Source organism: Methylohalomonas lacus (assembly GCF_024808875.1).
GTDB lineage: Bacteria > Pseudomonadota > Gammaproteobacteria > Methylohalomonadales > Methylohalomonadaceae > Methylohalomonas > Methylohalomonas lacus.
This window is the reverse complement of record NZ_JANUCT010000007.1, coordinates 90,762-104,142: the sequence shown is the minus strand read 5'-3', so window position 1 is coordinate 104,142 and position 13,381 is coordinate 90,762. Positions and strand designations below refer to the sequence as shown.

15 protein-coding genes are annotated in these 13,381 nt (G+C 61.3%); all 15 read right to left on the bottom strand.

Translation table 11 applies throughout. The features are described from left to right. Positions 1-5 precede the first annotated feature (5 nt). Positions 6-1,949, bottom strand: coding sequence for an SMP-30/gluconolactonase/LRE family protein (locus J2T55_RS06515; protein ID WP_259054958.1), 1,944 nt, complete (start codon positions 1,947-1,949; stop codon positions 6-8). Between the two features lie 40 nt (positions 1,950-1,989). Beyond that, entirely contained in the window at positions 1,990-2,988 is a 999-nt protein-coding gene (locus tag J2T55_RS06510; protein WP_259054956.1) for a zinc-dependent alcohol dehydrogenase family protein, read from the bottom strand. Between the two features lie 11 nt (positions 2,989-2,999). Next, the gene (locus J2T55_RS06505) at positions 3,000-3,689 is read right to left on the bottom strand and encodes a type 1 glutamine amidotransferase domain-containing protein (RefSeq protein ID WP_259054953.1); all 690 of its coding nucleotides are present in this window, start codon (positions 3,687-3,689) and stop codon (positions 3,000-3,002) included. Between the two features lie 90 nt (positions 3,690-3,779). Then, on the bottom strand, positions 3,780-4,541 hold the full coding sequence (locus J2T55_RS06500) for an SDR family oxidoreductase (RefSeq protein WP_259054951.1): 762 nt from the start codon (positions 4,539-4,541) through the stop codon (positions 3,780-3,782). Continuing rightward, positions 4,541-5,692: an alkene reductase gene (locus tag J2T55_RS06495; RefSeq protein ID WP_259054950.1), complete on the bottom strand. Its 1,152-nt coding sequence runs from the start codon at positions 5,690-5,692 to the stop codon at positions 4,541-4,543. Before J2T55_RS06495 ends, J2T55_RS06500 begins: the two co-directional genes overlap by 1 nt. A gap of 30 nt (positions 5,693-5,722) precedes the next feature. Next, a complete protein-coding gene (trxA, locus tag J2T55_RS06490) occupies positions 5,723-6,049 on the bottom strand; it encodes a thioredoxin (protein WP_259055049.1) in 327 nt (108 codons plus the stop codon). 13 nt (positions 6,050-6,062) lie between these two features. Beyond that, positions 6,063-6,254 carry a hypothetical protein gene (locus tag J2T55_RS06485; RefSeq protein WP_259054948.1) on the bottom strand — a complete coding sequence of 64 codons (192 nt, stop codon included), beginning with the start codon at positions 6,252-6,254 and terminating at the stop codon, positions 6,063-6,065. A 112-nt stretch (positions 6,255-6,366) separates the two neighbouring features. Continuing rightward, a complete protein-coding gene (locus J2T55_RS06480) occupies positions 6,367-6,954 on the bottom strand; it encodes a TetR/AcrR family transcriptional regulator (protein WP_259054947.1) in 588 nt (195 codons plus the stop codon). A 120-nt stretch (positions 6,955-7,074) separates the two neighbouring features. Next, positions 7,075-7,614, bottom strand: coding sequence for a CDP-alcohol phosphatidyltransferase family protein (locus tag J2T55_RS06475; RefSeq protein ID WP_259054945.1), 540 nt, complete (start codon positions 7,612-7,614; stop codon positions 7,075-7,077). Beyond that, a complete protein-coding gene (locus J2T55_RS06470; protein ID WP_259054944.1) occupies positions 7,611-8,375 on the bottom strand; it encodes an endonuclease/exonuclease/phosphatase family protein in 765 nt (254 codons plus the stop codon). Before J2T55_RS06470 ends, J2T55_RS06475 begins: the two co-directional genes overlap by 4 nt. Position 8,376: 1 nt before the next feature. Then, on the bottom strand, positions 8,377-9,192 hold the full coding sequence (gene mutM / locus J2T55_RS06465) for a bifunctional DNA-formamidopyrimidine glycosylase/DNA-(apurinic or apyrimidinic site) lyase (RefSeq protein WP_259054942.1): 816 nt from the start codon (positions 9,190-9,192) through the stop codon (positions 8,377-8,379). A gap of 55 nt (positions 9,193-9,247) precedes the next feature. Next, positions 9,248-10,135 (bottom strand): DUF4340 domain-containing protein, encoded by an 888-nt coding sequence (locus tag J2T55_RS06460; RefSeq protein WP_259054940.1) that lies wholly within the window; start codon positions 10,133-10,135, stop codon positions 9,248-9,250. Between the two features lie 4 nt (positions 10,136-10,139). Continuing rightward, entirely contained in the window at positions 10,140-11,489 is a 1,350-nt protein-coding gene (locus J2T55_RS06455) for a GldG family protein (RefSeq protein ID WP_259054938.1), read from the bottom strand. A 9-nt stretch (positions 11,490-11,498) separates the two neighbouring features. Further along, positions 11,499-12,245: an ABC transporter permease gene (locus J2T55_RS06450; protein ID WP_259054936.1), complete on the bottom strand. Its 747-nt coding sequence runs from the start codon at positions 12,243-12,245 to the stop codon at positions 11,499-11,501. Next, positions 12,242-13,219 (bottom strand): ABC transporter ATP-binding protein, encoded by a 978-nt coding sequence (locus J2T55_RS06445; RefSeq protein ID WP_259054934.1) that lies wholly within the window; start codon positions 13,217-13,219, stop codon positions 12,242-12,244. The genes J2T55_RS06450 and J2T55_RS06445 overlap by 4 nt, the downstream gene beginning before the upstream one ends. Between the last annotated feature and the right edge of the window lie 162 nt (positions 13,220-13,381).

The following is a 13,381-nucleotide window of genomic DNA, read 5'->3' as shown; positions in this document are numbered from 1 at the left end:
ATGGCTTAACGGATAGACAGATAATGCAGCTGGCCGGCTTTCATGTCCGGTAGCAGCAGGTGTTTGCCATCCGTTGCCAGACCGATATCGGCAGCCGCCTCGTAGCCATCACCAATCAACTGTGGTGTTGCCTTCGGTTCGGTCAGTTGCCAGACCTTGCCGTTGTTCCAGTCGGATACATACAGGTAGCCGCGACTGTCACGGACCAGGCCATCAGCACCGCCGAAGCCGCTGTTCAGGGCGGTGAGCTTGCCGCTGTTGATATCCAGTCGATACAGGTCACCGGTACCAAAATCGGCTACCAGCAGCTGGCCGGGGCCATCCATCAACAGACCATTGGGGCGCTTGATCCCGGCATCGCTGCCGATGATTTCGCTGACTTCGCCGGCCTGGGTGACCTTGTATATGCCGCTGTTATCACCATTATCCTTGCCGCTGTCAGAGACATAAATATTGCCCTGACCGTCGACCTCGACGTCATTCAGGAACTGTGGTGTCCCCGGAAAGTCTTCCGGCTTGGCAAAGACCTTCACATCACCATCCATGTTGATTTCCAGTAGCTTGTCATTATCGGCGACGTAGAGTCTGTCGTTCCACAGATCGATGCCTTTGGGATCATCAAGGAATTGCGCCAGGGTCGACTTGCTGCCATCGCTGCCGATGACACTGATCTGGCCGTCACCATCCTTGCCGAACTCGCCGATCTCGGAGATAAAGACACGGCCGTCCGGGTGGGCCACGGCGGATTCCGGCATGGCCAGGCCACTGACGGCTTCAGGCGTTTGCTCACCCGTCGCGCGTACCGAATGGGTCTTGCCCGTGTCTTCCTCGCCATAGCTGATACGGTAGATCACGCCGTTGTAGTCGTCAGAGACCAGCAGTGAACCATCCGGCAGTTGCAGCACGTCGGTGGGGCGTCCCCAGGCCTCGCCATCCTGCAACCAACCGTCGATGAAGACTTCCTTGCCACTGACCTCATTATTGTCGTCAAAGGTGACCCGCATCAGCTTGTAACCGACCGGCTCGGTGCGGTTCCAGGAACCATGCTGGGTGACGATCGCGTCGCCCTGGTAGTCGGCCGGGAACATGTCGCCGGTATAGAACTTGAAGCCGAGATTGGCGGTATGTGCCTGGAATTCGACTTCGGGGAAGGTCACTTCCTGCGGCGGTTCCTTGTCCTTCCAGTCCTCGTGCCGATCACGGCCGCCGGCGTAGTACGGAAAGCCGAAGTGCATGCCCTTCTCGGGCGCGGCGTTGAATTCACCCGGCGGTCTGTCGTCGCCCATCATGTCGGTGTTGTTATCGGTGAAGTACAGCACACCGGTTTCCGGATGAAAGTCGATGCCGACCGAATTGCGAATGCCATGTGCGTAGATTTCAGCGTCGGAGCCATCCGGGTTCATGCGGATGATTGTCGCCTCAATGCCGCTGACTTCGCAGATGTTGCAGGGCGCGCCGACGGTGACGTACAGCTTGCCGTCCGGACCGAAGTCGATGTAACGCCAGCCGTGGTGCGACTTGTCCGGCAGGTCCTCATAGATGACGTCGCGCATTTCCGAGAACGGCAGGTTGAGATCAAAGCCCGGGGCCGAATAACGTGCGATGCGGTGCTGCTCGGCCACGTACAGGTTGCCCTGGTACATGGCGACGCCGTTACCAACCTTGAGATCGTCCATGATGGTGACGACCTTGTCGGCCTTGCGGTCCTTGTTCTTGTCGACCACGGCGTAGACCTTCTCGCCGCGGGTGCCGACAAAGACGGTGCCGGTTGACTGGCCCAAGGCCATCTGCCGGGCGCTGGGCACCTCGGCATAGACTTCAATGTTGAAGCCGTCCGGCAGGTTCAGTTTGCTCAGGTTGTCATCGACGTCCGCGGTTGCCGTGCCGGCTGTAGCAGACAGCCCCAGCAGCGCCGCGGCGGCGGTGATTGAATGGTATCCGGATTTCATGAATCCCTCCGTTGTGTGAAAAGATGATCGGGAATCGCGTTCATTGACCCGGCACCTCGACAATGATCTTGCCGAACTGCTCGTTCGATTCCATGTAGCGATGTGCTTCGACGATATTGTCGAGCGTAAATGTTTTTGCAATAACCGGCTTGAACTGGCCGTCAGCCAGGCCCTTGTTCACGAAGTCGACGCATTGCGCCAGCTTGGCCGGGTTGGTGATGAACTCGAACAGCGTATAGCCGCGAACCGTAATCCCCTTGCCGAGTACGGCGAACAGTGGGAACGGTGTCGGCTCGGTACTCAGTGCCCCGTATTGAAAGATGGTGCCGAACCGGGCCGTGGCCGCGGCCAGGGACTCGAGGATCGGCCCGCCGATCGGATCGAAGACGATGCGCGCGCCCTGGTTGTCGGTAATGCGCATGACTTCCTGCACCAGGTCCTGTTGCTCGCTGGCGATGACGTGCGCGGCGCCGGCCTGTTTCAGTGCTTCGGCCTTGGCATCGGTACGTGTGATCGCGACCGGTGTCGCGCCGACGGCGTTGGCCATCTGGATGGCAGTCAGGCCGACGCTGCTGGATGCCGCCGTGATCAATACCGTGTCGCCGAAGGTCATGTTGGCGATATCGAACAATGCCCCCCAGGCGGTCGGGTAGGACATCCACACCGCCGCTGCGGTTTTGGCGTCCAGCCCTGGCGGCCGCTTAACCACCGCGTTTGCCGGTACGATCGCCTGTTCGGCGTAAACGCCGTATTCGTTCATGGAAAAAGCCGGAATGACGCAGACCGGTTCGCCGATCTCGAAACCGTGCACCGCTTCGCCCAGTGCCTCGACCACGGCCGCGGCCTCGTAGCCGATCGGCGCCGGCGTGCGCGGCTCTTCCAGGTACATGCCGGAACGGAACATGGCCTCGGCACGGTTAAGGCCAATGGCCTGGATGCGGACGCGCAGTTCATTCGGTCCGGGCTCGCCGATCGTTTCGTCGGTTATCTTTAATACCTCCGGGCCGCCGGTCTCGTGAAAACGCACGATCTTGCTCATGGCTCGACTCCTTAATCGTTCTGTTGGCGCAGCAGTTTCAGTGTCGCCTCGGCGGCGCTTTCCGAGGAGGCCGGATTCTGGCCGGTGATCAGATGGCCGTCAGTGACGACATACGGCTGCCAGTCGGCCGCCTTGGAGTAGTCGCCATCATTCTGTTTCAGCATGTCCTCAACCAGGAACGGCACGACCTGGGTCAGACCGACCGCTTCCTCTTCCGAGTTGGCAAAACCGGTCACCTTCCTGTTCTCTACCAGCGGCTTACCGTCAGCGGTGTGCGCGTGCCGGAATACGCCCGGTGCGTGGCATACTGCGGCCACCGGTTTGCCGGCGGCGTAGAGTGATTCGACGAGCGCGATCGAGTGTTCGTCTTCGGCCAGGTCCCAGAGCGGGCCGTGACCGCCGGGATAGAACACCGCGTCGTAGTCGTCCGGGTTGATGTTGGCCAGTGGCTGCGTCTTTGATAGTGCAACGCGCGCCTCGGAGTCCTGCTTGAAGCGTTCGGTTGCCGCAGTCTGGAAGTCCGGCTGGTCACTTTTCGGATCCAGCGGCGGCTGACCGCCTATGGGGGAAGCCAGGGTGATGTCGGCGCCGGCGTCCTTGAATACATAGTAGGGCGCGGCAAACTCTTCCAGCCAGAAGCCGGTCTTCTCGCCGGTATCGCCCAGCTCGTCGTGGGATGTCAGGACCATTAATACTTTCATCGTTACCTCCGTGCGTCCCTTGCGGACGCTGAACAAACTCTTGTGCAGATCGTGCCAGTACTCTAGTGACCGGCAGGCATGAAACCGGTTCTAGCGTTCCTGCTTCGTCGGCCGGACGACGATCTCGTTGACGTCGACATCGTCCGGCTGTTCGATCGCGTACTTGATGGACCGGGCGATGGCGTCGGCATCGATGGCGATGGCGAACATCTTGTCCATGGTCTCGGCGGCGTTCGGATCGGTAATGTGTGACGGCAGCTCGGTGCTGGTCAGACCGGGCGAGATGATGGTCGAACGGATCTCGCCACGCGACTCCTGACGCAGGCCCTCGCTGATCGCACGCACCGCATACTTGGTACCGCTGTAGACCGAATAGGTCGGTAGCACGCGATGACCGGCCACCGACGATACATTGATAACATGTCCGCCGTGTTGCGCCCGCATGATGGGCAATACCGCGGCGATGCCGTAGAGCACGCCCTTGATGTTGACATCGATCATCCGGTCCCATTCGTCGACCTTGAGCTCGTCAAGATACGACACCGGCATCAGACCGGCGTTGTTGATCAGCACGTCGACGCGGCCGAACTTCTGTTTGGCAGCATCGACCAGCGCCTGTACCTGATCGCGTTGCGTTACGTCGGTCACCTCGAAGGCGGCCATGGTGTCGTCATGCGCGCTCTCCAGCACCGTAACCAGCTCGCGCAGCTTCTCGCCGCGGCGCGCGCCCAGCATCAGGCGGGTACCGTACCGCGCCAGCAGTCGCGCGGTGGCTTCACCGATGCCGCTGCTGGCACCGGTGATGACCACCACCTTGCCGTTGAGATTGTCGTTGGCGGCCGGGTTCGTCATTACGCGACCTCGGCCGGTTCCTGGGCTGATTCCTGGGCCGATTCCAGGAACGGATAATCGGTATAGCCGACTTCCGTGCCGCCATAGAACGTCGCCCGGTCCTGTTCGTTCAGCGGTGCATTCAGCATGAAGCGCCGGGGTAGATCCGGGTTGGCAAGGAACTTCTTGCCGTAGGCGACGGCGTCGGCATGACCGTTGGCAATGGCAAGATTGCCGCTGTCGCGATCGTAGTCGCCGCAGGGAATGATGGCGTTGTTGAAGATCGAGCGTAACTCGCGCGACGGCACCAGCGTGACGCCGGCGTCGCGGTCCGCCTGGTCCGGTTCGACGACGTGCAGATACGCCAGGTCGTAGCGGTTTAGCTGCTCGACGAAATAGCCGAAAGTCCGGCGCGGGTCGGAATCGCTCATATCGTTGAACACGCCACTGGGCGAAATGCGGATACCGACGCGATCCGCCGGCCAGACGCTCAGTATCGCTTCCAGTACCTCGAACGACAGCCGCGCCCGGTTTTCCAGCGAGCCGCCGTAGGCATCGGTACGCTTGTTGGTGCCGTCGCGCAGGAACTGGTCGAGCAGGTAGCCGTTCGCGTTATGCAGTTCGACGCCGTCGAAACCGGCCCGCTTCGCGTTCTCCGCACCCTGGCGGTACTGCTCAACGATGCCGGGGATTTCGTCGAGTTCGAGCGCCCGCGGCGTCTGGAACGGCTTAATGCCCTCATAGGTGATCGCCTCGCCTTCAGGTCGGATCGCACTCGGCGCGACCGGTTGCTCGCTGTTCGGTTGCAGGCTTGGATGCGAGATGCGGCCGACGTGCCACAACTGCAGCAGCATGCGGCCGCCGGCGTCGTGCACGGCATCGACCACGCTGCGCCAGCCGGCTACCTGGGGCTCGCTGTGGATACCGGGCGTCAGCGGATAGCCGACACCCTGCGGCGATACCTGTGTGGCCTCGCTGATGATCATCGCGGCATCGGCGCGCTGGCAGTAGTACTCGACGTTCAGATCGTTCGGCGAGTTGTCCGGGTTCGACCGGTTACGCGTCAGCGGCGCCATCACGACGCGGTGCGGCAGCGACAGGGCACCGATCTGCACCGGCGTAAACAGATCCGGTGACGCAACCCGATCGTGATGCGAATGAACCTTGCTCATGTTGTCTCCTTGGCCGTTCGCGGCCGTTACTTACAGATTCTGGTCGAGAAAGGCGTCCAGCTGGGCCTTCGACATCGCGCCGGACTTGCTTGCGACCACTTCGCCGCCTTTGAACAGCATCAGGGTCGGCACGCCACGAATACCATACTTGGTCATGATGTTCTCGTTCTCGTCGACATTGACCTTGCCGAACTTGACCTCGCCGTCACGGTCGCCGGCGACCTGTTCGACGATCGGCATCAGCATCTTGCAGGGGCCGCACCACGGCGCCCAGTAGTCGACCAGCACCGGTTGTTCGGCCTGGAGAACTTCCTGTTCGAAGGAATCATCGTTCAATTCAACTAAAGCACTCATCAGAATCGCTCCTCGGTTATTGATTGCAGGGTTGTGAATAAGTGATCGCTTGCTTGTGACAAAGTGCGTCGTGCAGCCAGGCGTCACCGGCGCTCGCGTCGTCATGCGTGCGCTCATCCGCACCGGCGCACAGCTTGCGGAACGCTTGCGCCGGATCGAGGTCAAGATAGATGGCGGACTCGAACAGAAACCGCGTCACGTTGTTCATTGCTATTGGATTCCTTGTCATTGGGGCATTCTCCCTTCGCTTCAACAGCCATTCGGCCTTTGTCTAGACCGGTCTACTAGTGACCGGGCAAAAAATATATTTCCGGTGAGCCTCAATCGGCCTTCAGCACCTGGCTGAAGACGATGTCGATGAACGCCTGCATCGGCGCAGTCGACTTGCCCATCTTGGCGCGCAGTATCGCGCCCTGCCAGCCAGCCAGCAGAAACTCGGCCAGCTGGCGCGTGTCGCTGTCGGCCGGGATCTCGCCGGCGGCGCGGGCCTCGTCGAGACACTCGACGAACTGCTGCTGCCAGCCGCGGAACACCTCGTCCAGGCGCTCGCGGAATTTCTCGTTGTGGCTGGACAGCTCTTGGCTCAGGGTGCCGATCAGGCAGCCGACCTTGCACTCACTGGCACCGACAGCCGCCATTCCGTCCTTCATGTAGTTGCGGATACGCTCGACCGGGCTGAAGCTGGCATCCTTCAGGAAGCTGTCGATGCGCTCGGCATAGGCCCGCGACGAGGCCTCGATGACCGCCATACCGAAGTCGTCCTTGCTGGAAAAATAGTAATAAAAAGAACCCTTTGGCACATTGGCGGTGCTTAGAACGGCATTGATGCCGGTGGTGCCGAAACCATGCCGGGCAATGATTTCGGTACCGACCTGGATCAGTTCGTCGCGGGTCTGGGTGCGTGTCATGGCACATACATTAGACCGGTCGTCTAGTAATGTCAACAGGCCTGGCATGCCTACAGAAAAATGAAATGAAAGCCGAGGAATACAGAAGAGTTGCTTCCGGGTACTTACTCCCGGGATTACTTATTTAACCTGCCAGAACGACCGGATGTCGGCGGGCGGTCTTTTCGCTGCCAGGGTGATCGCAATTTCCTCGATCGCGGCGAGCAGGCAGACAAAGGCTGCCACATGAAACGGCCAGACCATAATCTCCAGAAACAGCAACGGAATACCGGGCACGGTCAGGATGACGGCGAGCTTTGTCAGCCAGGTGTGGTAGCTGGTGATCTGGCGGAACTTGATCAGGCCCACCAGCGGCGGCACGACGATGCTGCCGAGAATGAGTCCCACGTAAACGAATTCGCGTTCAATAATTTCCGGCCACAGCCACCAGGCACCGAGACCGAGGGTCATGTACAGCGTGAAGTCCGCCCAGCTGTCGAGCAGTGCGCCGAAGCTGGACAGCTGGTGCATCCAGCGCGCGATCATGCCGTCGAGTGCATCGAGCAGAAAGGCGAACAGCAGGAGGCCGAGGAAAACGTGCGGGTGATCGCTGTAGGCCAGGTAGAGCAGGGGCGCGCACAGCAGCAGGCGCAAGAGACTGAGCAGGTTGGGTAGTGTCATGGCGCGCTGTAGCTGAATTCGGCGTACAGCGGTGAATGATCCGACAGTTTCTTCCAGGGCTTGCCGGTATAGGAAGCGCAATCCAGAAGTTCCAGGCCACGGTAGTAGATGCGGTCCATGCTCAGCATTGGATACATGGATGGATAGGTCTTGGCATAACGGCCGTACTGCGACTTGAAGACTTCACGCAGGTTCAGTTCGCTTTCCAGGCCGGTGCGCATGCGGCCGTTCCAGTCGTTGAAATCACCGGCCAGGATCAGCGGCTGATCGGCGGGGATGTGGTCGCGGATATGACGCTTGACGATACGCAGCTGGCGGCGGCGCTCGAAACCGACCAGGTCCAGGTGCACGCAGAGGATGTGCAGGCTGCTGTCTTCATCATCAAGGTGGTGGATGACGCCATGGAGCAGACTGCGGCTGGCGCGTTTGAGGCTGGACAGATTGATGTTTTCCCAGCTGTGGAACGGGTGCTTGCTGAGGATGGCGTTGCCGTGGTGGCCTTTGGAATAGATCGCGTTCTTGCCGTAGGCGAAGTGCGGCCATAGCTGGTCGGCGAGAAATTCATACTGTGAGACCGCCGGCCAGTTGTCGAGCCGCTGTTCGTGACGCTGCTGCTCGCCGTGGATCTCCTGCAGGAAGACCAGGTCAACGTCGGAGGCATGCAGTTCGTCGCGGATGTCGTGCAGGACGAATTCGCGGTTAGCCAGGTCGAAGCCTTTGTGAATGTTATAGGTCAGTATCTTGAACGGCTGGTTACGCATATCAGCTCTGACAACGGGAACAGTAAAAAGTCGAACGCTGGCCGAGTCTTTTGTTGCGTACGGGCTGACCGCAGCCACGGCAGGGCTCGCCGGCGCGATCGTAAACCTGCAGATCGTGGCGGAAATAGCCGGGCTGACCCGCGAAGCTGATGAAATCGCGCAGGGTGGTGCCGCCCTTGGCGATGGCACGTTGCAATACCGACTTGATGGCTCCGGCCAGCTGGTCGTAACGCGCGCGCGACACGCGGCCGGCCTGACGTCCGGGCAGGATGCCGGCCTCGTACAGGGACTCGCTGGCGTAGATGTTGCCGACACCGACCACCGTGCGGCTGTCCATGATGAAGGTTTTGACTGACTGCCGGCGCTTGCGCGAGCGCTGATACAAATAGTCGCCGCTGAAATGCTCGTCCAGCGGTTCCGGACCCAGGCTCGCCAGCAGCGGGTGCTGGCTGACATCGCCGGTGACGTAGTGCACCGAGCCGAACCGGCGCGGATCGCGCAGGCGCAGGCACTGGCCGTCGGCGAACTGCAATTCGAAATGATCGTACGGGCCGACCTCGATATCGATCGGGTTGATGCGCAGGCTGCCGGACATGCCGAGATGCAGCATGAGATGACCGCGGTCGAGCCTGAACAGCAGATACTTGGCACGGCGTTCGAGCGATTGCACCGTCTGGCGGCGCAGGGTGCGGACCAGGTTGCTCGGCACCGGCCAGCGCAGGCTGGCATTGCGGACAACGACCTTGCTGATCGTGCGGCCGCTGACATGCGGCGCGATGCCGACGCGGGTTGTTTCGACCTCGGGCAGTTCGGGCACGGCTTATTGGTTCCCGGTTCGTTCCTGCACGGATATCCAGCGATGCAGACGGGCGTTACGGTTCATCGGTGCTTGTTCGGTATTCGCCGGCGTCGTTCGTGTCGGCTGTCTTGCCTGTAGTCAATCCCAGGTCCAGGAGCAGTTCGGCCGGCAGGTGGTACTGCAGGCCCTGTTCCGGTCGCGCGAGGATGATCTGCGGATCGGTGGCGACGACGCGGTAGCGGATCGGATCCTGCCCGGCGAATTCCAGGCTGACGCTCTGGTCGTACTCAGCGTCGTTATTCTCGTGCTGTTTGACGTAACTGGCGCGTGTCCGTTGCCAGGCGTCGGCCGTGATGGCCGGTGTATGGGTGAGGTTGTCGGGCTCGGCCCGCCAGTCGCCGTCGTCTTTGCGGATCTGCCCGCCCGGCAGGCGGATGCCGGTCAGCTCGCTGTCCGTCGGCGTCAGGCTTGGATTGATGTAGTAATTCAGCGGTGCATTGAGGCGCTGGTACAGGCGTGCATCGAACAGGTGGATTTCATCGTCGTAAAGTACGTAGCGGCGCTCCTCATCCAGCGGGCTGGTGTCGCCGACGACGAACGTCTCGCTGTCATAGGTGATGGTCAGCTGCGGCGGTTCGAGGCCGAATTCTTCCAGGTTCGCATCACTGGCGGGAAACTGGCCGGCACTGGCGCTCAGCGGTAGCAGCAGAATGCTCTCGACGCGGCTGTCCTCGGCGTCCGCCCGCAGTGGCGCGATTACGCGCCAGTCCCGGTTACGTCTTTCCAGTTCGATGGTCGGTTGGTCCGGGCGCTCGATCCGCAGGTGTTGCACGGCGTTGATGTTCAGCGGGCTGATCGATTCGGGTCGGTCCTGTTCGGAAGCGGGCTGCAGCCAGAACCAGGTGCCGAGCACGCCGATACCGAGCAGCAACAGCAGGTTCAGCAGCAGGCGCGGGCGCATTGTATTAACGTCGCCGCCGGCGCCACCAGATGATCAGGCCGCAGGCGAACAGGCCGGCCGGCAGTACCAGCAGGAAGCCGAAACCGATGACCACCGCCGCCGTGTTGGACAGCTGCAGCTGGTTGTCCGGCGCCGTACGTGCCGGGATGCTGATCATTTCGTCGTCGGCGCTGAGCCAGTTGACGATGCGGTTGCCGAGCTCCAGGTTGCCGCCGTTCTGGTAATAGCTGTTGGACAGAAAGTCGCCGTCGCGGATCACGGCCACGCGTTGCTGGCCGTGTTCAAGTTCGCGGGTCAGCGCCATGGCGATGTTGATCGGCCCCTGCACTTCCTCGCCCTGGTTGAAGCTGACTTCCTCGTTCAGTTCGCCGGTTTCCAGCCAGGTGTGATCGCCGCTGGTCACAAACGGTGTGGCGGTCCAGTCACTGCTTGGCCGTGCCGTTATGCCGCCGGCGACCGGGTAAATGCTGGCGTATTCAAAGTCCGCGGTAATCGCGCTGTCACCGTAGAGACCGGGCGTGGTCAGGACGATGGTCGGGTCGTCGATGCCGAGCATCTGGCCGGCAAAGTCGATGACCACGCCGTCCTGCAGCTCGATACCCAGATCCGGCGCCAGTTTTTCCAGGCCCTGCTGTGCGCCGGGGTCGCTCAGCCACAACAGGTTGCCGCCGTTTTCGATGTACTCGCGGATGATGGCGATTTCGCCGGGAAACACCTCGACCTCGGGGCCGGCCAGCACCAGGGCGCTGATATTGTCCGGCAGGGTCTGCGCGCGGTTCAGATCGATGCGCTGGATGGCGAAGCCGCTGTCGGTCAGCTGGCTCGCCCAGGCGCCGAGGTCATGATTGGCCTCGCCCTGCGGATTGCGCTCGCCGTGGCCGCTCATGAAGACCAGCAGGCGTTCGCTGCCGCGCACCAGCCGTCTCAATGCATTGGTCAGTGTTTCCTCGTTGATGTTCTTGACGTGTTCCTTGCGTTCGCCGTAGCGAAGGATCAGTTCGCCGTTGACGCTGACGCCAAGCTCACGCACCTGATCCGGCACGCGCTCCGGATTGACGAACTCGAGGCTGATGTCGTCCTTAAATCGCCGGTACCGATTGACGTAGCTGCGGATCGCCTCGCGCAGCGCCATGTCGTCACGCGCGTAGGCGGTGATGCGCACCGGCTGATCGAGCTGCTGCAGGACCTGCCTGCTGGCTTCCGACAGCGAATGGCGGCCGGTCCGGGTCCAGTCCTGCTCGATCGTGTATTGCGTGCTGGCCCAGGCAAAGAGACCGAACAGCACCAGCAACAGCACCAGCGACAGCAGGCTGTTGAGTCGTGATTGCAGGCGTGTACGTTTGCTTTGCTTCATGCCGTCGGCTTATCCATGCAGACGTTCGCCGTCGAGCCGCCAGATGGTCAGGATCAGAAACAGCAGCACCAGCAGCACATAGAACACCACGTCGACGCTGTTGAACACGCCCTTGAGCAGCGCGTTGTAATGCTGCAGCAGCGACAGGTACGACAGCACCGCGGCGACATGTTCGGTGGCGCTGCTGGCGGCAAGGTTAAGAATCCAGAGAATGAACAGCACCGCGAACGTGGTGATGGCGGCGACCGCCGGTTGCGCGGTGAGCGTGGAGATAAACAGGCCGATGGCGGCAAACGCGGCCATGAGCAATGCCAGGCCAAGCAGGCCGGCGCCGAGCTGGCCGAAGTCCAGGGTCGTACCGACTGCCAGCGACAGCGGCATGGCGGCAATGATTGCCAGCATGATCAGCAGAAACGTATAAATGCCGAGGTATTTGCCGAGCACGATCTGGGTCAGCGTGACCGGCGATGACAGCAGCAGTTTCAGACTGCCGCTGCGGTATTCCTCGCTGAACAGGCGCATGGTCACAAACGGCGTCACCAGCAACAGCAGGATGCCGGTCACCTGCAGCAGGCCGGCGCCGACGAAATTGGTCACGCCGATTTCCGCCACGCCCGGTGCGTTCAGGAACTGGTAGACCAGTACGAAAAAGAAGATCGCCAGCAGCAGTTCGACGGCGGCGAGCGTAATCCAGGCCAGCGGCGAGACGAACAGGCGCCGCAGTTCATGGCCGGCGATGGCAAATACGCTGTTCATGCGGCCTGATCGTTGACGACGGTGGTCTGGTCGCTGCCGGTCAGGCGAATGAAGATCGCTTCCAGTGAATCGGATTCGGTCATCAGTTCAAACAGTCCCCATTTGCGATCGACGGCGAATTGCGCAAACTGCTGGGCGAAGTCGGGCGTGCCGTCGTGTTCGATGCGATAGCGATCGCCGGCCAGCGAACTGATGCGCTTGATCTGGTGCAGTTGCTGCAGCACGCTCAGATCGGGTGCATTGCGCAGGCCGACGATGATCGAGGCCGACTCGCCGCTGTCGAGATCGGCGAGCCGGCGATCCAGCACCAGTTCGCCCTGGTTCACGATCAGTACGCGGTCACAGATGGTTTGCACTTCCGGCAGGATGTGCGTCGACAGGATGACGCTGTGGTCGCGGCCGAGCTCGCGGATCAGATCGCGGATTTCGCGGATCTGGATCGGATCGAGACCGACGGTGGGTTCGTCGAGAATAACCACCGCCGGTGAATGAATGATTGCCTGGGCGATGCCGACGCGCTGCTGGTAACCCTTGGACAGGTTGCGGATCAGGCGCCGGCCGACGTCATCCAGACCGCAGCGCGTCTTGCTGTCGGCCAGCGCCGCAGCCAGGGCGGTTCCCTTGAGACCGCGCAGCTTGCCGGCGTAACGCAGGTACTCGTCGACGCTCAGCTCGGGATACAGCGGCGGCTGTTCCGGCAGATAACCGATATGCGTGCGCGCCCGGCGTGCCTGGTCGACGATATCGTGTCCGGCGACCGACACGCGGCCACGGCTGGCGGCGAGTACACCGGTGAGGATCTGCATGGTGGTGGTCTTGCCGGCGCCGTTGGGGCCGAGGAAACCGAGCACTTCGCCGCGCTGGACCTGGAAACTGATATCACGAACCGCGCAGTCGTCACCGTAGTAACGCCAGACGCCGTCGACATCGATCAGGACTTCTTTGGCGGAGGCTGTATTCGGCTGGGCGCTCATTGGCCTGCTTATGCTTATGGTCAGGAACCCTGGCCGATTGTCGGCCGGGTGTGGGCAACGTTTGTATGGACCGGCGACTGAAGGCGTGGTTCAGCCATCGTTGCTTCAGGCTGGTATTATTCCGATCACATTGATTCTTGCAAGTGGTGACATTTCATTTTG